Below are 21,507 nucleotides of genomic sequence, written 5' to 3'. Positions count from 1 at the left end.
ATGGTTTTTTCATGTATATAATTAAAAATAACCAAATATCTTTATCGTGTTCTATTGGTAATAATTGATAAAAATTTCTTCACTCATTGTTAAATTTACCTACTCGACATTCTTTCAGAGTTCCATATATCCTCAATTAAACATACCACATTTACCATAAATTCACACGAAAAGGAACGGTTGGCAAACATATTGCTCATGAAAATCAAACAAAGCTATTGTTAATAAGCCATCACAAACGAATTCACCATGGTAACACTCATTAAGCTCCAGGTTTTCAAGATATAAGACGATGTAAAACATACTAAACAGCGGTAAAAACTACAATTTTGCCATCATTAAATATTTTACATTGGTCTAAATCACGAAAATTTTGAAACTGAAATTCAATAAAAGAAAAATTCTAAGAGGTATTGTTATTACAATCATCTCTATTGTCGTTTTAATTATCCTGCTCATTTTAAGTTTAAGACTTCCAGCGGTTCAGAATTACGTAAAAGATAAACTGATTGTTTATTTAGAGAAAAAAATCAAAACCAAAGTAAGTCTCGACAAAGTTTATATCGGTTTCCCCAACAGTCTGGTGATGGAAAATCTGTATCTGAAAGGCCAGAATATCGACACACTTCTAGCAGTAAGAAAATTCGATGTCGGTTTAGATATGTGGCAATTGATGAGTTCAAAAGCTGATATTACATCGATAGATTTAGAAGGTGTGCGTGCGAATGTAGTCAGAGATCCAAAAGGAAAATTCAATTTCGACTATATTATTGACGCCTTTGCAACTTCTGAAAAGGAAGAAAGTACTTCTAAACCTTTCATTATTTCTTTAGATAAAATTAAATTAAAAGATATTGGGCTAACTTTCAATGATCAGCAATCTAAAAACGATATAAAAGTTTATTTCAATTCATTCGATACGAGAGTGAAAACGTTTGATCTTCAGAAAAATTCTTACGCCGTTAACGATATTAATCTCGATGGCTTAAAGTTAAAACTAAAACAGGACTTTGTAGAAGAGGTTTCTAAAAACGTTGAGGAAAAAGTAGATTCTCTCAACCAGAAAAAGCCTATGAAACTGGGCTTGAACGGAATTAAACTGACCAATTTCGATATCGATTACGGCGATGATAATTCAAAGACTTTCGCAAAAGTTTTGTTTAAAGAATTAAGCACAAAAGTAAACAGCATCGACCTTGAAAACAATGACTACAATATTGGAAATGTTTATCTGAGACAAGCAAACATCAATGCTAATTTATTCCTTCCAACAGAAAATGCCAATCCAAAAAAGGATCAGAAGCCTGAAGTTTCTACGGTTTCTGCGAAAGAAAAAGCGATGAAAGTTATTTTAGGTAAATTATTTTTGGATGATGTAAAAGTTGCATACAACAACACGGCTGTTGCTCCTACCCGCTCAGGAATGGATTTTAACCATCTCAATTTTGCTAAATTAAATCTCGACGTCCGAAATTTCAAAATGGAAAACAACGGTTTTGCAGGATCTGTAAAATCAGCGGAAATTCAGGAAGCGAGAGGCTTGAATGTACAGAAATTCAATACCGATTTTGTCTATGCTGAAAAAGAAGCCTATCTGAAAAATCTTTATTTACAAACTCCGAAAACAATTTTAAGAGATGAAGTTGTTTTAAATTACAATTCCATCGAGCAATTATCTTCAAATCTTGGAGCTGTACAAATCTCGGCCGACATCCGTGACTCTAAAATCGGTTTTTCTGATATTTTAAATTTGGTTCCAACTCTAAGAAATACGGCGCCATTTAATAAATATCCGAATGCAATTTTAAATGTAAATGCTTTCGTAAGAGGAACGGTAAATGATTTGGCAATTCAGAATCTGAAAGTTTCAGGTTTAGATCAATTGAAAGTTTTGGCTTCTGGAAAAATCAAGAATGCTATGAATCCTGATCAGTTGTATTTTGATCTGAAAGTTGCCGAAATTTCTTCTTCATCCAAAACAATCTACAATTTAGTTCCGAAAAATACAATTCCTAAAAACATTACTTTACCCTCTTTCTTCACGATTCGTGGGACTGCAAAGGGGACGACGCAATTGGTTGATACCAACTTACGACTGACTTCCACTTTAGGAAATGCTGCGATCATTGCAAAAGCCGATTTACGTAGAAAAAACAGAGAAACGTTTGACATAAAAGCCAATCTTCAAAGCTTACAAATTGGAAAACTGATTCAGAATAAAGATTTGGGAAGCATTACCGCTCAAATCAATGCAAAAGGACAAGGCTTCGATCCGAAAACAATGTCTGCGGTTCTTTCAGGTGACGTAAGGTCGGCGACTTACAACGGCTATACTTATCAGAATATGAATCTGAAAGGGAAAATCAACCGTGGCGCTTATGATATTGATTTAAATTCAAAAGATCCGAATGCCAATTTACATCTTGCGGCATCAGGAGTTTACAACGAGAAAAATCCGACGGTAAAAGTTAATGGAAATATTAACAAATTAGATTTAAATAAACTCGGATTCTACAGTTCACCAATGATTATCGCCGGAGCGATCGATGGCGATTTTAAAACTTTAGATCCCGATAATCTGAACGGATATTTGAATTTAAAAGACTTTGCGGTTTCAGATACGAAAGAAGTTTACCCAATTCAGGAAGTGAATTTGCTAGCAGTTTCAACGGCAGATTCTACTCAAATTAAATTCAATTCCCAGATTGCCGACGTCGAGCTGAACGGAAAATACAAACTGACTCAGATTTTTGGTGCGTTAATGCAAACCGTCAATCAATATTATCAGTTTCAAAAGCCTGGTGCTGCTCAGAAAATTGATGCCGGACAGTTTTTTACTTTTAATGCTAAAATTAAAAATGATGATCTCATCAGAAAATTTGTTCCCGAACTGAAAAGTTTTGAAACTATCAATATTAACGGAAATTACAATGCAGATTCTCAGCAAATCCTTTTAGATGCTCAGATACCTCAGGTTTTATATGGAACCAATACGCTGGAAAATACAAGTTTAAAAATCACCAACGAAAATCAGGCATTACAATATGACTTGAGTGTTGCATCATTAGCTAGCGAAAGTTTTGCGCTTAAAAAAGTAAATATCAATGGTGATGTTGCACAAAATATCATCAATTACAACATTACAACAAAAGACGATAAAGATGAAACGCAATTCCTTATTGCTGGAAATGCAAAATCAATGAATGACATCACAGAAATTTCTCTAAATCCGAATGGTTTAAAACTGAATTACATGGATTGGACGGTTGCTGAAAACAACAAAATTTCCATTTTTAGTCAAGGAATGGTGGCAGATAATTTCACCCTTTCCAATTCGGGAGCGGAAATTTCTTTACAATCTGAAAGCAATTCTCCGAGCAGTCCGCTGAATGTTTCATTAAAAGATTTTAAAATTGAAACCATTACCGAAATCATTAAAAAAGATTCTCTTTTAGCAAAAGGAACCATCAACGGGACGGCACAGTTGAGAGATTTAACCAAAAATATGACCTTCACTTCAGATATCAATGTTTCTGATTTGATTGTTTACGGAAGTCCGGTTGGAAATTTAGCCATTAAAGTCAATAACCAGTCTGCGAATCTTCTGAATGCAGATATTGCACTTTCGGGGAACAGCAATGATGTGAAAATTTTAGGAAATTACAATACTTCTTCGAGTACATTCGATTTAGATTTAAATATGAATCAGCTTCAGATGAAGACGCTCCAAGGCTTCTCGATGAACGCGATTACAAATACTGAAGGTTATCTTTCGGGGGATTTAAAAATTACCGGAACGACGACTGCTCCAAAGATTCTTGGAGATATTAAAATGAATAATGTCGGACTAATGATTTCACAAACCGGAAGTGATTTCAGAGGGATTAATGATAAAATAGGATTTACCAACCGAGGAATTGAGTTTGACGATTTCAAAATCAAAGACAAAGACGGAAATTCTTTAAATATAGACGGACAGGTTCTTACTCAGACCTACAGAGATTTTGCTTTCAATCTTGATCTGGATGCGAAAGACTTTAAAGTCGTGAATTCGGAAAAATCAAACGATGCGATGATGTACGGAATCTTGGCGATTGATGCAGCTTTAAAAGTAAGAGGAAATTTAGATTTACCAAAAGTTGACGGAAGATTAGCTGTTGCAAAAACGACAGATTTCACTTTTGTACTTCCGCAATCGAGCCCATCGTTACAAGAGAGAGACGGAATTGTAGAATTTATCGATCAGGATCAGGTAGCTTTAAATAAAACCATTAAAGCAGATTCTATTGACAGTCAAAGTCCGATAAAAGGATTAGATGTCAATGTAAATATTGAGGTTGATAAAGAAGCAAAAATGTCTATCGTCATTGATAAAGCTGCCGGAGATTTTGTAAAACTTCAGGGTGAAGCTGATCTGACAGGCGGAATTGATCCATCAGGGAAAACCACTTTAGTAGGTGTTTATCAGGTTGAAAAAGGAAGCTACGAAATGTCGGTAAGTGTTCTGAAAAGAAAATTCGACATTCAAAAAGGAAGTACGATTACCTGGACAGGCGAACCAACGACTGCCAATCTTGATATTACGGCAATTTACAAAACCGAAACTGCACCAATTGACCTTGTCGAACAGCAAGTTGGTGATGCAGACTTGAATCAATATAAACAGAGAATTCCTTTCAATACTTTACTGATTCTGAAAGGTGAATTGTTGAAGCCTGAAATTTCGTTTGACATTACAACAGATGAGAAAAACAATGCTGTTTCTTCGGCTGTTACAGAAACTATTGATGGAAAATTGGCTCAGCTAAGACAAGATCCGAATGAGATGAACAAGCAGGTTTTTGCTTTGCTTTTATTGAATAGATTCATTGGTGAAAATCCTTTCCAAAGTAATTCGGGAGTATCTGCAGAGACGATAGCGAGACAGAGTGTAAGTAAAATTCTTTCTCAACAGCTCAACAATTTAGCATCAGATTTAATCAAAGGAGTAGATTTAAATTTTGATTTGGAATCTACGGAAGACTACTCTACCGGTACGCAAAATACGAGAACCGACCTTAATATTGGTTTAAGTAAAAAATTACTGAACGACAGATTGAAAGTTTCTGTAGGGAGTAATTTCGGACTGGAAGGTGAAGCCAGACAAAACGAAAACACTACCAATATCGCAGGTGATGTAACTGTAGATTACAGCCTTTCAAGAGACGGAAGATACATGCTTCGTGCGTACCGTAAAAATGATTACCAAGTTGCGTTGCAAGGTCAAATTGTAGAAACCGGAGTTGGGTTTATCATCACTTTAGATTACAATCAATTCAGAGATATTTTCCGAAAATCGAGAAATAATCGAAACAAGGAAAATAGAGAGAATAAGAAAAAACAAGATAACCAAGTCGTAGAATTTAAGTAATGAAGATCAATTTAAATACATATTGTAAATATTTTTTGGCATCGGGAATGGCGGCGGCTGTGGTTTCCTGCAGCAACACCAAGTTTCTGAAAGACGGACAGATGCTCTACACCGGAGCCGAAGTAAAGATTGAAAATGACACCCTTCCAAAAAAGAAAAAGAACGAACTGAAAGTTGCTCTCGAAGAAAATCTTACGCCAAAACCTAACTCATCTTTTCTTGGATTAAGACCAAAGCTGTATGCTTACAATGCTACAAAAGAACCGAAAAAAGAAAAAGGTTTAAGATATTGGCTGAAATATAAATTTGGTGAAGAACCCATTTTGTTGGGAGATGTTGACAGAGAGTTTAACAAAGATATCATCGTCAATTATTCTGAAAACAAAGGCTACTTCAATGCAAAAGCAAAATACGATACGGTTTCGAAAAATAAAAAAGCACAGGTTATTTATACTTTAAATCCGGGAGCGCAGTATTTAATCAGTAATGTGAATTTTTTACAGGATTCGAGTTTAATCAATCAGGAAATTCAGGCTTTAAAAGAAAGAAGTTTATTGAAACCGGGAAATCCATTTGATCTTGATGTGATTAAAGCTGAAAGACAGCGAATTGATGACGGTTTGAAAGATAAAGGCTTTTACTATTTCAATCCTGATAACATCATTGTTCAGGCGGACAGTACAGTCACTAAGAACCACAAAGTAGAGATGATTGTCAAGTTAAAAGACAATACTCCAAAATTGGCTAAGGAACAATTTACAATTGATAAAGTAGTCGTTTTCCCTAATTACAATCTTCGTGATGCAAAAAAAGGATTATATAATATTCCAATGAATCCTGATTCACTGAAAGGTTATGAGTACAATGACATTTACGTAGTTGATCCTAAGAAGAAATTCAAACCAAGAATGTTTGACCGTGCATTATATTTTGACAAGGGAGACATTTACAACAGAAAAGATCATAATTTATCACTGAATCGCCTCATCAGTTTAGGTGTTTTTAAATTTGTGAAAAATGAATTTGTAGTATCAGATTCTTTAAATCATAAGTTTGATGCTTATTATGTTTTGACTCCGAGAGAACTACAGTCACTTCGTCTGGAAGCTTTGGGAAGAACCAATTCTGCGAATTATGCAGGAAGTGAATTAAATTTAAACTGGACACAAAGAAACTTTTTCCGTGGTGCAGAGCAGTTTAAGGCTTCTGTTTATGGTGCTTTCGATGTTCAGATCGGTGGACCTGCAGATGCCGAAAACATTTTCAGAGCTGGAGCCAACGCACAGTTATCCATTCCGAGAATTGTAGCACCCTTTACTTTTAATTCATCAAGTGCTTTTGTACCGAGAACGAATATTCAGTTAGGATATGAGTTTCAAAACCGTACAACTTTGTACACTTTAAATACATTCAATGCATCATTCGGATATCAGTGGAAAGAAAATGTAAGAAAAGAGCATGAGCTGAAACTGATTGACGTTTCATATATTGATCCGGCTAATGAAACACCAAAATTTTTAGCTCTAAAAGAAGGCAATCCTTATTTACAAAGAATAACAGAGCAACAACTTATTTTCGGACCAACTTATTCTTATACTTACTCGACAACGATGCTTCCTCGAAAAAACACATTCTATTATAAAGGAATGCTTGATTTAGCAGGAAATATTACAGGTCTTGTTACCGGAGCTAATGTGAAAGAAGGAAAAGAAAAAACAATTTTTGGAGTTCCGTTTAGCCAATATGCGAAGATTGAAAATGATGTAAGATTCTATCATAAGTTTACAGAGAAAACATCTTTTGCATCAAGATTTATTGCCGGAGTTGCTGTGCCTTATGGAAATTCAGAGCATATTCCTTTTTCGAGACAATTTTTTGTGGGTGGAAGTAACAGTATCAGAGCTTTTCGTGCGAGAACTTTAGGACCCGGAAGTTACGATCCGAGAGGAGAAGATAATACCAGAGCAGTTTTTGATCAGGCAGGTGACATAAAATTAGAACTGAATGCAGAATACAGAGCTAATCTTTATAAATTCTTAAATGTTGCCGCATTTGTAGATGCCGGAAATATATGGTTAATTAATGATGAAATTAATGAAAACGGCATCAATACAAGACCGGGTGGAAAATTTTCAAAAGATTTTTTAAGTGAAGTTGCAGTTGGTGCCGGTGTTGGTTTAAGACTCGATTTTTCAATTCTTATTTTAAGACTAGATTTGGCTATGCCTTTGCGAGTTCCTTACTATGAAAAGGGTGAAAGATGGGCTTTCGACAGAATCAACTTTGGAGATTCAAGCTGGAGAAGAGATAATCTAATTTTGAATATTGCTATTGGTTATCCATTCTAAAAGGCGGATGGCTGATTCAAACTAGCGAATAGCTTTTGGCCTATGCAAGCATTTATAAAATAGTACAATCAAACATCAATAGGAACGGGCTTTAGCCCGTTTTTAATTTAATACAATTCAGTTGGCTTTAGCCAAAATTTATATGCGGAAGTTGCTTTAAAAAAATTGCATAAATTTCTTTAAAGGAATAATCTTTGCCTTAAACTTCAGAACAAATTATCTTCTCTCTTGTGAGGATAATTACAACCAAATCACACCTATTAATATTCAAATTTATGCTAAAAGAACTTAAATTTTTCTGGGAAACCGTAAAAGAAACCTTTACAGAATGGAACAATTCTTCTGCAACCAATGATTCTGCAAGCTTGGCGTATTATGCAATTTTCTCAATTCCGGGTTTGCTCATTATCATCATTTGGATAGCCGGAAACGTGTTCGGTGAAGAAGCTATTCGAGGACAAATTAGTTCACAGATTAGCGGATTAATGGGCCAGGATGTTGCCAAAAGTATTCAGGATATGATTGCCGGAGCTTTAATCGATAAAGAAAATATTTTCATGAAAATTGTAGGAATCGGGTCATTGATTTATGGTTCCACTACCCTATTTTTTCAGTTACAGAAGTCTTTGAACAACCTTTGGGATGTAGAAGCTGCGCCAAAAAAAGCTTTGGTTAAATTTCTTTTAGACCGAGCCAATTCATTGGGAATGATTCTGATTTTAGGATTTTTATTAATGATTACGATGGTTTTATCTTCACTGATTGGGTTATTTAATGATTTCATCACCAGATATTTTGGTTTGGAAACATATATCATTGTAGAGCTCATTAATTTCACCATCGGTTTCGGGATTGTGGTTGTACTTTTTGCTTTAATGTTTAAAGTTTTACCAGACGTTGAAATCAGCTGGAAATCGGTTTGGAAAGGTGCGCTATTGACCGCAGGATTATTTACTTTAGGTAAATTTTTATTGAGTCTCTACTTTGGGCAATTTAAACCTACCTCGGCTTTCGGAACTGCGGGAACAGTGATTTTGATTATGATGTGGATTAATTATTCCTGTATGCTGGTCTTCTTTGGAGCCGAATTTACAAAAGTATATACTTTAAGAAAAGGATACAGAATTGTTCCTTCAAAACACGCCAAATGGAGCAGTGCAAAATTGTATAGAGATAGTCAGATAGAAAAAAGATAAAATTTAGTAATACTGATAAATATTTCATACATTTTAAGTTTATTATTATTTCACAAGTGTATATTAATTTAAATTATAAAAAATAATACATTTGTAATAAAAACATCATGATAAAGAAAAAATTATCTTTTATCTCCATACTTATTTTTATCTGTTCTACAATAATATCTTGTCATACTGAAGAATATTATTCCGAGATTAGACATGTTTATGACAGTAATTATCCAACAAGTTCAAAAAGAATTTCAATACAAGACAGCAAACACAAATCAAAATTATTAGTAGAATTAGAAAATTCTAAAACAATTATTAGAAAACTTAACCATAATATATTTGGGAAAAATATAAGCTATAAAGAAGGGTTTTGGTTCGATACTGAACAAATAATATACATTGAAAATGGGCCTCAATTACATACTTATACTTTTAGTTTTTATCGGGAAAACTACAGTAATGAAGATCCTATTTCTAATCTATTGTTCGTTCCTACATCAGAAGGAACATATGCTAAGTATATTGTTTATTATAATTTTACAGAGGAAGAGCAAAACATTTTAAGAAAAGGTGGTAATGTAGATACAAAAGGTAAAATGTTGTCAGTTTTTATTGATGGAAATAAGAAATATAAAACGTGCGTCATGGATGTACAAAGAAAAGTTAACAAATAATTAAAATTTTAGAAGCCTATATATTATTAGTATAAAAAAATCCTCCCGAATTAGGTAGTATCTCACTAACTGTGTAAGTTAAAAAGTTATTCTGTAAAATTTTGAGCCCTTATAGCTCAAAAAATTTTACGGAAATAACTTTTTATTATTTTTAACCATTACATAGTTATGATCGACAAAGAAGATTTACTAAACAATAAGGATTTCTACAAATCCTTTAAGAACGGGGAAGATTTAACCTCATTCTTTAAAGAGCTGCACAAAAAAGCAGTAGAACATATGTTGGATGCTGAACTTGACAGCCATCTGGATAATTCAAAACACGAAAAAACCATTAATGGAAACTATCGGAACGGACACGCAACCAAGAGGATAAAGTCCTCATTCGGCGAATCAGAAATAAAAGTTCCCAGAGATAGGGAAGGCAGTTTTGAACCAGCATTAGTTCCAAAGAGACACAATATCATCGATGGTTTGGAGAACATTATCATCTCATTTTATGCTAAAGGGATGAGTGTAAGTGATATTGAAGAGCAAATCAAAGAAATGTATGATTTTGACGTTTCGACTTCCACCATCTCACGAATCACCAATGCTGTTGCCAGCGAAGTGGTTGCCTGGCAGAACCGACCATTGGATGAAGTATATCTGATTGTCTGGATGGACGGGATTGTTTTCAAGGTTCGTGAAAACTCCAAGGTCATCAACAAAACCATTTATTTAGCCGTAGGACTCAATCGTGAAGGTAAAAAAGAAGTTCTCGGGATGTGGCTCGGAAAGAACGAAAGCTCCAGCTTTTGGATGAATGTTCTGACCGATTTAAAAGCTCGTGGCGTAGAAGATATTCTCATCACTGCTACCGATAATCTGAATGGATTTACCCAGACCATTCGCTCGGTTTTTCCGCAATCTCAAACCCAAATCTGCGTAGTTCACCAAATTAGAAATGCATGTAAATATGTTGTCTGGAAAGATAGGAAAGAATTTTCTGCAGATATGAAACACATTTATACTGCCCCCACAAAAGAAGCGGCAAAAGCAGCTTTGGACGACTTTGCAACCAAATGGGAAAGTAAATATCTCTATGCAATACAATCCTGGAGAACTCATTGGGACGAATTAACCGTCTTTTTTGAGTTTCCAATCGAGATTAGAAAAATAATTTACACGACCAATTTAATTGAAAATCTAAACGGGAAAATCCGAAAATACACCAAAAACAAAATGTCTTTCCCTACAGATGATGCAGTTATAAAATCTGTTTATTTAGCATTGAAAGAAGCAACTAAAAAATGGACCATGCCCATCCAAAATTGGGGATTGATTTTAAACCAATTTATGCTTATTTTTGAAAATAGGCTCAGATTATAAATCTAAGCCCTAACTTTTTAATTTACACACTTAATGGGACAGTGTCCCGAATTATCAGGAGGATTGATTTTTACATTCTGTTGACTGTTCCTATTCCAAGGAGTGACAAAGATTTTTTTATGATTTGTGCTGCGAGATTGGATAAATTCAAACGGAATTGTTTTAAATTTTCATCCTCCAATTTTAAAATAATATTGCTTTGATAGAATGAATTGTAAGATTTAACTAAATCATAAAGATAATTAGCAACCAAAGCCGGGCTCAATAATTCAGCTGCTCTTTCAACAACAGATTTATAATTTGCTAATTGCATAATTACTTCTTTTTCATGCTGATTTAATTCTACCTCAGCAATTTTTCTATTCAAATAATTTGCCTTCGTCAATAAAGACTGAGTTCTTGCATAAGTGTAAAGAATAAAAGGACCTGTATTTCCATTAAAATCAATACTTTCTTCAGGATTGAAAAGCATTTTCTTTTTCGGGTCAACTTTCAGCATAAAATATTTCAATGCAGCCTGACCAATAATCTCGTACGAAGTTTCTTTTTCTACGTCACTAAGACCTTCTAATCTGCCTTGCTCGATTGCTTTTAATTCTGCTTCATTATGCATTTCCTGCATCAATTCATCTGCATCTACAACAGTTCCTTCACGAGATTTCATTTTACCATTCGGAAGTTCGACCATTCCATAAGATAAGTGGAACAACTGATCTGCCCATTCATACCCTAATTTTTTCAAGACTTTAAACAAAACCTGAAAATGATAATCCTGTTCGTTTCCTACCGTATAGATTAATTTCTGAAGATTATTTTCTTTAAAACGCTCAACCGCCGTTCCCAGATCCTGCGTCATATACACAGAAGTTCCGTCTGAACGAAGCAAAAGTTTCTGATCTAAACCTTCATCCGTCAAATCACACCAAACCGATCCGTCTTCTTTCTGATACAAAACTCCTTTATCTAAACCTTCCTGAATAAGATCTTTTCCTAAAATATAGGTATTGCTTTCGTATTGAACCTGATCGAAATCTACGCCAAGTCTTTTATACGTTTCACCGAAACCTTTGTAAACCCATGAGTTCATTTCGTTCCAAAGATTTCTTACTTTTTCGTCACCATTTTCCCAGTCGAGAAGCATTTGCTGAGCTTCTTTCATCAAAGGTGCATCTTTTTTTGCCTGATCTTCGGAAACTCCTTTTTCAACTAATTCAGTGATTTCTTTTTTGTATTCCTGATCAAATTTGACATAATAGTTTCCTACAAACTTATCACCTTTCACCTGATCAGTTTCCGGAGTTTCTCCTTTACCAAATTTCTCCCATGCCAACATCGATTTACAGATATGAATTCCTCTGTCGTTGATAATCTGACTTTTAATCACATCATAACCAGCCTCTTTTAAAATCTGAGCCACAGAAAAACCTAACAAATTATTTCTGACATGTCCTAAGTGAAGTGGTTTATTGGTATTCGGAGAAGAATATTCCACCATTACGGTTTCATTTTTCTTTTCAATGCTTGAAAATTGTTCTGAAACAGTTTTAAATTGATCAACGAAAAATTGATTTTTAACTTTTACATTTAAAAATCCTTTTATTACGTTGAAACTTTTAAGTAATTCAGTTTGTTCAGTCAAAGCCTGTCCCAATTCTACTCCAATGCTTTCAGGGTTTTTCTTTAATTGTTTCACCAAAGGAAAAGTAACGATGGTAAAATCGCCTTCAAACTCAGTTTTATTCTCCTGAATCTCGAGTTGTATATCTTTCAACTGATAGACATTAAGGATAACCTCTGCCAGTTTCTGTTCTATGATATCTTTAATATTCATTATTCTAATTTGAAGTACAAATATACGGAAATAAAAAAACCGCACTAAGGCTAGTCATGGTCGAAAGATTATTCTTCCGACTTTTTATATTGCAATGTAAAAAAACATATTTAATTGACTGATTATCAGTTGTTTAATTTGTTTTTGTCATAGGGATTTTGTACATTTGTAGCTGAGAATCAATTATTTATGTCAGTTTTTAAAGATCATAAAACATCACTTAAAGATGTTCTAAAATTTATCCCCGAAGCACTTTTGAGCCATCTTTCCGCCAGTACCAAAGTAGATCATTATAGCAAGGTTCTGCATGGCAAAAAAATGTTTTACCTGCTTTTGTTTTGCATCTTTGATAACGAAAAATTAAGCCAGAGAACTTTGGAGGATACTTTTAACAGCAGCGGATTCAAAGCATTGTTTGGCTTGGGAGAAGAGGAAAAAGTACGCAGGAGTTCAATTTCAGAGCGGCTTTCAAAAATCGATCCTAATTATTTTAAAGAAATCTATGAGCAGATGTATGAACGATTTTCAAGTTATTATAACAAATCTGAAATCGAAAAATATAATCTGATCAGAGTGGACAGCACAATCGTTGCCGATACCTGTTTAAAACTTAAAGAAGGAATCGATCAAAAAAGTGGAAAGAAACTGGCGAAATTTAGTTTTTGACTTTGTCGAACCACTTCGTTAGGTTTCTTTTGATGGAATTTTACCGTCGGCAGTAGAGATTTTCACGGGACAAAAATACTCTGCAGAAGACAACGCGCTCGCTGAGGCTGTTCTCAGCCAGGTAAAAAAAGAAGAGCATCATGATAATATTTATGTCATAGACAGAGGGCTGCAGTCTACAAGAACGATGAAAGATTTTGAAGAAAAGTCTCTGAAATTTATTATTCGTTCCAAGGAAAAAAGAAAATTTGAAGAGATTACATCTTTTATTGAAAAAGAAACCCCCGTACAATGGAATGATTGGGAAGTTATTAAAGACAGTAAAGTGAAGCTGTACACCGGAAAACCCATCCAAAACAAACGTGGAAATATCCATCATCGGGAAGAAAAAGTGGAAACAGATTTTCGATTGGTGGTCATCAAAAACGAAAAAACAAGCAAAGAATTTTGGTTTATAACCAACGAGTTTGAACTTTCTGCCAAAGAAATCTCAGATTATTACCGTAAAAGATGGGATATTGAAGTATTCTTCAGATTCATGAAACAAGAGCTGAATTTAAGTCATCTTGTATCGCTGAATAAAAATGGAATTGAAGTGATGATCTACATGACAATGATCGCTTCTATGCTACTCCTTATTTATAAAAAAGCAAATGATTTAGGCTACAAGACTGCGAAAAGACGTATCACCATGGAGCTTTGCGATATGATTACTGCAATTTTAATCGTTTTTGCAGGCGGTGATCCTACCAAGGTTTTCAAAACATAAAAATAAAAAAATGGTCGGAATTTCTTCCGACCATGACTACATTAAGGCGGTTTTGATATGAATGTTAAAAGTGATTAAGTATTAATTGATGTCCCAAAAAAGTTTGGTTGTAGCTTTATCTCCTCCAATTGCACTTGCAGCAGCAGAAACATTGGCATTATTAGTTACATACTCCTGATCCGAATATGGCATCCTATAAGGAATCCCTCCAATATAAGACGAAGGCGGAGCTGTAAGTACAGGATTATCTAATCTTCTTGTAAAGTTCCATGCTGCAAATGGGTTATTCCACATTGCTATCCACCCTTCATAACCGATTGATTGTTTCCAATTAGTTGCGTTATAAGGATTAGCTGCTATGTAAGTTGTAGCATCAGAAGTACTCAATCCGTTTTCTAACATTGAAGCAGTAATTGCATCTGCATACAAACTTGCTGCTGTTCCACCACCTACACTATACCCTCTTTGAGCCGCTTCAGCTTTTAGAAAAAGTACTTCTGTGTAACTAAATAAGTTTGCCGCTGCGTTTCCTGTTAAAAAAGTGGGATTCACATGAGAATTATTAGCAAAAGAGTTTGAGGTTCCATATGTACCACCTTTATATATACCTCCTACTTGCGTAAAGTATGCTGCTCTTCTAGGATCAGATTTAGTATTCATTGGATTTACCATAACATTAGATGGAATATAGTCATTTCTACCCGATGCTACTAAATCATCAAATAAAGGATTAGTAAAAGTATTTCCATCAAATTTTAAAGAATAAGAATCTGATGTAGAAGCCAAGACACCACTAGCGATAGCACTTTCTGCTACAGTTTTAGAAGTTGAAGGATCAACATCTGCTAGATTTATTGCCAATCTTAATTTAATAGAATTAGCCAATTTAATCCATTTAGTCATATCTCCTCCATACACAAGATCTTCAGGATAGCCCTCTTTAGTTGAATGAATTTTAGCAATTGCTACATCTAACCTAGAAATCAAATCTAAATATATTGTTTTGGCATCATCATATTTAGGAGATTTTATTGATTCTGCTTGCAAGGCTTCCTTATACGGAACATTGCCAAAAGTATCCACAATATTTTCCCAAGTAAAAACAGATGCTATTTCCAAAGTGGCCCATTTATTATCAACAACTTGAGGATCAGCATTAATTTCTGAAGGAAGATCTTTTTTTGCTTGTTCAAGAGGAGCCAATGTATATACATACATTCTTCTAAAGTGATTTCTAGGCTGATTCCTCGTAATTAAATTATAATTTGTCTCTTGAGTATAGATAGTTTCCGTCCATTGTTGCGTAAAAAAACGATAGTTATTAAAATTTACGCTCCCTGTGTACATATAATAAAATCCTTGATACATACTTGTTGCCAGCATATTTCCAGATGGCACGCTCGAAGGATGTTTAGGATCCTCATTTAGAGATGTTATATCACTTTCACACGAATTGAACATTAATAGTGAAGCAACAACTCCTCCTGTGTATAATATTTTTTTGAAATTTTTCATTTTAAATAGTTTAAATTTTAGAATTTAAATGTAAAGTTTACTCCAAGCTCTCTTGTCGTAGGTACAGATCCTACTGATGATCCATAAGAATACAATCCACCCATTTGTGAAGATTCTGGGTCAGCATAAGGAAGATTTTTATGAATAATCCATAAATTTCTACCTACTATAGATATCTTAGCATCATTAATAAAAGTATTTACTAAAAGGCTTTTTGGTAGTGAGTAAGTAATACTTGCTTCTCTTAATTTTACATATGAACCATCGTAAACAAATCTTTTATCAGGAGCTATAGCATAACCATCATATGGATTATTACCGTATTCGTTGGGATCAATTGCGCTCGTGTCTACAGGGGTAGAATTTTGTTGTCCATTTGGGTTCACTCCTGCTAATACAGGTACGCTGTTTCTATATCCATCAACAGCTGTTTCCGGAAAAAGCCCACTAGCAAGTCCATAATACATATCTGATGAGAATACATCTCCACCATGACGAACATCAATTAGAAAACTTACAGAAAAATCTTTATATCTAAACGAATTTCTAAGACCACCAGTCCATTTAGCCTGCACATTACCGATCACTTTACTACTTTCTGTTTGATACAAACCAGTTGCAGGATCAACAACTTTTTCTCCGTTTAAATAAACATAATCACTACCATAAATATCACCCCATTGATTACCTACTGAAGCAACTATAGACGCACCTCCTACTAAACCTACTAACTGATACACCTGAAGGCCATCAGCAAGTTCAACCACTTTACTTCGATTCCTTGCCCAGTTCGCATCAATTTCCCATGAAAAATTACTGTTTTTTATCGGACTTATTCCTAAATGTAATTCTAGTCCTTTATTATTTATCTGTCCTGCATTGATAGCAGCTCCTAAACTCCCAGAACCCGCTGAAATATCAGGTCTAATCAATTGATTTACAGTTTTAGAATCATAATACGCACCATCAAAAATTATTCTATCTCTCAGAAAATGTACTTCTGTTCCGAATTCGAACTCTTTAGAACGTTGAGGTTTTAAATTTGGATTATTTAGAATTGTTTGAGGTCTGTAAATATTTACATTTCCATTACCTGTATTAAAATATCCAGCTGTATAATAGGTGTAATTTAATTGATACGGATCAGCAGTCCCACCAACTTCAGCGTAATTCCCTCTGACTTTCCAAAAATTCATAATTGATTTTTCAGACTTTAAAAGTTCCGACAATATCAAAGAACCAGAAACAGACGCATAAGTAAATTTATTATTACCTTCTGGAAGAGTTGAGCTTACATCTCTTCTAATCGTTCCATCTACATAAAACATTTTGTTGAAATCAAATGAAGCAGTCGCATATAAACTATTTGTTTGGGTCGTAGCTTCATATTCTACAGGGTTTAAAACCGGAGCTTTAGAATTATCTAATGAGTAATACCCTCTTTTAATTAAACCTCCCTCTGTTGATGCTTCTAAAGTACTAAGATGATTTCTTCTAACATTCCCTCCTGCGATACCACTTAAATTTAACCAAGAAGCTAAATCATATTTATAGTTCGCAAATACATCATAGTTAGTTTCACTTCTTTTCAAATCATATCTGTGATAACCGGATCCAACAGATTTACCTGAAACACCAAAATTTTGAGGATAAGATCCCGGAGCAAGTCTTCTCTCAAAAACTAAATTAGTATTATCATAGCTTAATTTTCCTGTAACATTAATATGACTATCTACGTCGTATGTAAGCTGTGCATATGAGAATGTTCTTGTTCTATCGTCAGTAGAGTAATTTTGATATCTTTGAAAATAAGGATTATTCCAAAATGCAGGAGTTGCGTCATCGTCTGCCGATCGGTTCCAGGTAACATTACCATAATTGTTTGCTAACGTAGGACTGCCTACATTGTTAAAATATGCATTTTTTAATGCCTCTACATCCACATTTGTTTGCCACCATTGTCTAAAACCACCAACAACATTATCATTATAACCTGTCTCAGTTCTACCTGTAGTTCCCTGAAGGGTCAAAGTAGAATAAACGGTTGCATGCAATCTCGGATTTAAATCATAATTGATTTTAGTAGAAAGTGTATTTTTTCTTAAATCAGAATTTGGTAGTAGACCGTTAGAAATATTATTGTCATAAGTTAAATTAAAGTTAAAACCTTTACTTCCTTTTGACAATGAAATAGAATTTACAAATGACATTGGAGTTTCAAAAAACTTTAAAGGTCCATTTTTTGCCACAACCCAAGGAGTAGCTTTGTTGTAATTGGGAGATGTTGGATCAAAAGAATCCCATTGATATACAAGCAAATTTGGATTATATTCTGGACCCCAAGATGCATCTTCACCAAAATTGGCATAATCTAAACCATCTCCTGCACTTCCATAATAGAATGAAGGGTCATATCCTGCCCCATATCTTGTTTGATATTTTGCAAAAGTAGATTTATCAATAATTCCTCCTTGAACTGAAGAAGATAAAGTAACTCCCCAAGATTTGTCATCTTTTCCCTTACCATTTTTTGTAGTGATTACAATAACTCCATTAAGTCCTCTTTCCCCATATAAGGCAGATGCAGCAGCACCTTTTAGAACGTTTACTGATTCGATGTCTTCCTGATTGATATCTGATAAAGCATTTCCTAAATCAAAACCACCATTTTGAGTTCCGAAAGATGTCACAGAATTATCAACCGGTGATCCATCAATAACAATTAATGGGTTGGTACCATTAATAGATTTTACTCCACGAATTACTAAGTTAGCAGAACCTCCAAAATTAGAAGTAGTATTTACGTTCAAACCTGCAACCTTCCCTGATAACTGAGATGCTATATTACCTGTATTGGTTGTTCCGTCAAATAATTTATCTGCTTTTACTTCCTGAGATGAGTATCCTAAAGATTTTTTCTCTCTTTTAATACCAAGTGCAGTAACAACCACACCTTCGATTTCTTGTGTTTTTAAAGTATCACTCGGTCTTGTTTGTTGAGCTTGTGCAACCACAAAAGACGAGGACAGTACTACAAGTAGTACACCTGATGTTAATTTCTTCATATTAATACATTAATTTTGCGTTAACAAAGTTGTGAAACTTTTTCTTAAGAAACTGTTAAAAAAAGAAAAAATTATTATGAATAGAATAACAAATCATTTTTATTCTAGTTTTCAACCATCTAAATGTTAAAATTTTATGGAATTATTAAAAAAATGGTCAAATAATTATATCGAGGCAGGATGTGATGAAGTCGGCAGAGGTTGTTTGTGCGGGCCAGTAGTTGCAGCGGCAGTAATTTTGGATGAAAAATTTGAACAAAATCTGGTGAATGATTCAAAGAAATTAAATTTTAAAACCAGAATGGAACTTGACAGCTATATCAAAAATAATGTTAAAAGTTATGCAATTGCAGAGTTGCCCCCGTCTTTCATTGACGAGCATAATATATTGAACGCCAGCATCCACGCAATGCATCACGCACTAGATAAACTGACAATAAGACCTGAATTTATTCTGGTAGATGGAAATAAATTTCATCCTTATAATTTTATTCCGCATCAATGTGTAATTAAAGGTGATTCTAAATTTCTTTCGATTGCTGCAGCTTCAATTTTAGCAAAGAACTACCGGGATAAACTGATGATAGAGCTGCATGAAGAGCACCCAGAGTACGGATGGAATACCAACTTTGGGTACGCCACAAAAAAACACCAAGAAGCCCTGATAAAGCATGGTGTAACGAAATACCATCGGCAATCTTTCAGATTGAAATATGATTAATCACAACTGAGTGTGAATTATTATATCAGGAAATTTGTAAACTTAAATTTAAAATGATTCTAAATAAAAAGAGAAGCAATAAATTGCTTCTCTTTTCAGTTGTAATAAGTTATTTCTTTTTATTTCCTTGTTGACCTTGAGTTTTTTGCTGCTCCTGAGCCTTCTCCATCATCTCTCTCATTCGTTTCTGGAACTTGCCTTCTGCTTTTGGCTTTTCTTTGTTGGCCTGAATCTGTGCATGAATTTTCTTTTCATCCAAAATCACATACTTTATAACTAGGATAATCAAAATATTAATCGCATTCGATACAAAATAATACCAAGATAGACCAGATGCCGATGTATTCAGGAAGAATAAGAATGTAATCGGGAAAATATACATAATCACTTTCATATTCGGCATACCTTCCTGTTGTGGTTGCTGCATATTTCCTGAAGTCATTACAGTATAGATTAAGATTACAATAGTACACGCAATCGCAAATACACTTAAATGTTCTCCTAAAAACGGCACGCTGAATGGTAATTTAATTAAATCATCATAAGCCGTAAGATCTTTTGCAAACCAGAATCCTTGTCCTCTCAGATCAATAAAGTTTGGGAAGAAACGGAATAATGCATAGAAAATAGGAATCTGCACCAATGCCGGAAGACATCCTGCCATTTGATTAACTCCTGCTTTTCTGTATATTTCCATTGTAGCCTGTTGTTTCTTCATCGGATCTGCATCCTTGAATTTTGCATTGGCTTCATCAATTTCCGGACGAATTACTTTCATCATCGCACTCAATTTATGCTGCTTATACATAATTGGCGATAAGATTAATTTCACGATAATCGTCATTAAGAAAATTACCCAACCGGCCGATATTCCCCAACTAGCAATAATACCGTATAACCACATGAAGAAATATCGGTTCATTGCTCCGATGAATGACCAACCTAATGGTAAGATTTCGTCAAAATTTTTGTTTTCGTAAGAACTTAAAAGTTTTAAGTCCAATGGCATAAAATACCAGGTAAAATCCTGATTCAGTTCACTTCCTGACATCTGAACCTCACCTTCGTAGTCCAATTTTTTCAGATACTCACCTTCTTCAATAGATTCTTGATTACCCTTGCTTTTTGTAAATCCGTTTTTAGCTTCGATTACAGATGCGAAAAACTGTTGCTTTACACCAATCCAGTTTATCGTTTCCTCCGGCTCATCCATCGTGGTTCTACCGTCGTACTCATATTTCTTATAATTATCAAAAACATAAGAGAATTCTGAGTGAGTCTGCTCCTGAGCTCTACCTTTTTCAAGGTTTCTCACACTGTAATTCCAAAGAAAATCTGCTTTTGTGTCTGAAGTTACTTTTGCAAGACCCTGAGTTCTTACTTTAAAATCCACTGTATATTTATCTAATAAAGTATAAATAAACTGGATAACCGCCCCGTTATAGTTAGCTGTTAATGTTACAGCATTCCCTGCAACTGTGGGTGAGAAAACCAAATCTTTTGTGTTAACCGTTTTCCCAGATTTATCTTTAAACTGAAAACCGTAGCTCGAATTATTTTTAGTAATCAGATTAAGCGGAAGATCAGCCTTATCGGTTTTTTGATCATATGCTTTATATTCTAAAAGCTCAACTTTTGAAACCTGACCTCCTAAGCTTGAAAACTCAAGTTTCAGCTGTTTGTTTTCCAAATTTGAAACCTGAATTGCATTCGGAGTTACATTAGGATTGATATCTGCTGCCGGAGTTTGCTTTACGGGATTTTTTGCTTGTTCTGTTTTCTGTTGCTCAGCTTTCAGCTTTTCTGCTTCCTGATCATTTCTTTGGAAATAAAACATGAATCCGAAAAGGACCAAACATAAAACCGCAAAACTAATAATCTGACTTTTATCGAGTCCGTTGTTCTGTTGCATTTTATTTTAATTAAAATTTTTAAAATTTAAATAAG

General features: G+C 34.3%; 12 protein-coding genes. 8 read left to right on the top strand and 4 right to left on the bottom strand.

What is annotated here, in order from left to right; genetic code table 11:
* The first annotated feature begins 373 nt into the window (after nt 1–373).
* The 5 genes from LNP04_RS14485 (at nt 374) to LNP04_RS14465 (ending at nt 10,993) form a co-directional block, all read left to right on the top strand.
* Complete coding sequence (locus LNP04_RS14485; protein ID WP_229983632.1) at nt 374–5,410, top strand: translocation/assembly module TamB domain-containing protein; 5,037 nt, start codon at nt 374–376, stop codon at nt 5,408–5,410.
* Entirely contained in the window at nt 5,410–7,758 is a 2,349-nt protein-coding gene (locus LNP04_RS14480; RefSeq protein WP_229983631.1) for a BamA/TamA family outer membrane protein, read from the top strand. Before LNP04_RS14485 ends, LNP04_RS14480 begins: the two co-directional genes overlap by 1 nt.
* Before the next feature lie 275 nt (nt 7,759–8,033).
* Nucleotides 8,034–8,954 (top strand): YihY/virulence factor BrkB family protein, encoded by a 921-nt coding sequence (locus LNP04_RS14475; protein ID WP_229983630.1) that lies wholly within the window; start codon nt 8,034–8,036, stop codon nt 8,952–8,954.
* Between the two features lie 107 nt (nt 8,955–9,061).
* Nucleotides 9,062–9,622 (top strand): hypothetical protein, encoded by a 561-nt coding sequence (locus tag LNP04_RS14470; protein WP_229983629.1) that lies wholly within the window; start codon nt 9,062–9,064, stop codon nt 9,620–9,622.
* A 168-nt stretch (nt 9,623–9,790) separates the two neighbouring features.
* A complete protein-coding gene (locus tag LNP04_RS14465; RefSeq protein ID WP_229982814.1) occupies nt 9,791–10,993 on the top strand; it encodes an IS256 family transposase in 1,203 nt (400 codons plus the stop codon).
* Between the two features lie 70 nt (nt 10,994–11,063).
* Here LNP04_RS14465 and argS read toward each other — a convergent pair whose 3' ends face one another.
* Complete coding sequence (gene argS, locus LNP04_RS14460; protein ID WP_229983628.1) at nt 11,064–12,824, bottom strand: arginine--tRNA ligase; 1,761 nt, start codon at nt 12,822–12,824, stop codon at nt 11,064–11,066.
* Between the two features lie 189 nt (nt 12,825–13,013).
* Between argS and LNP04_RS14455 the strand changes: the two genes are divergently transcribed.
* Together LNP04_RS14455 and LNP04_RS14450 are read left to right on the top strand one after the other, a co-directional pair.
* Nucleotides 13,014–13,490, top strand: a complete 477-nt coding sequence (locus LNP04_RS14455; RefSeq protein WP_229983627.1) for a hypothetical protein — start codon at nt 13,014–13,016, stop codon at nt 13,488–13,490.
* A 37-nt stretch (nt 13,491–13,527) separates the two neighbouring features.
* The gene (locus LNP04_RS14450; protein WP_324292118.1) at nt 13,528–14,259 is read left to right on the top strand and encodes a transposase; all 732 of its coding nucleotides are present in this window, start codon (nt 13,528–13,530) and stop codon (nt 14,257–14,259) included.
* A gap of 81 nt (nt 14,260–14,340) precedes the next feature.
* Here the strand turns inward: LNP04_RS14450 and LNP04_RS14445 are convergent, their stop codons facing one another.
* Together LNP04_RS14445 and LNP04_RS14440 are read right to left on the bottom strand one after the other, a co-directional pair.
* Nucleotides 14,341–15,774, bottom strand: a complete 1,434-nt coding sequence (locus tag LNP04_RS14445) for a SusD/RagB family nutrient-binding outer membrane lipoprotein (protein WP_229983626.1) — start codon at nt 15,772–15,774, stop codon at nt 14,341–14,343.
* A 17-nt stretch (nt 15,775–15,791) separates the two neighbouring features.
* Nucleotides 15,792–18,839: a SusC/RagA family TonB-linked outer membrane protein gene (locus LNP04_RS14440; RefSeq protein ID WP_229983625.1), complete on the bottom strand. Its 3,048-nt coding sequence runs from the start codon at nt 18,837–18,839 to the stop codon at nt 15,792–15,794.
* Nucleotides 18,840–18,975: 136 nt separating this feature from the next.
* Between LNP04_RS14440 and LNP04_RS14435 the strand changes: the two genes are divergently transcribed.
* A complete protein-coding gene (locus LNP04_RS14435; protein WP_229983624.1) occupies nt 18,976–19,560 on the top strand; it encodes a ribonuclease HII in 585 nt (194 codons plus the stop codon).
* Nucleotides 19,561–19,669: 109 nt separating this feature from the next.
* Here the strand turns inward: LNP04_RS14435 and yidC are convergent, their stop codons facing one another.
* The gene (gene yidC / locus LNP04_RS14430) at nt 19,670–21,472 is read right to left on the bottom strand and encodes a membrane protein insertase YidC (protein WP_229983623.1); all 1,803 of its coding nucleotides are present in this window, start codon (nt 21,470–21,472) and stop codon (nt 19,670–19,672) included.
* Nucleotides 21,473–21,507 lie beyond the last annotated feature (35 nt).

This window comes from Chryseobacterium sp. C-71 (assembly GCF_020911865.1).
In the GTDB taxonomy this organism is placed as follows: domain Bacteria; phylum Bacteroidota; class Bacteroidia; order Flavobacteriales; family Weeksellaceae; genus Chryseobacterium.
This window is presented reverse-complemented; position numbering and strand designations above follow the sequence as displayed.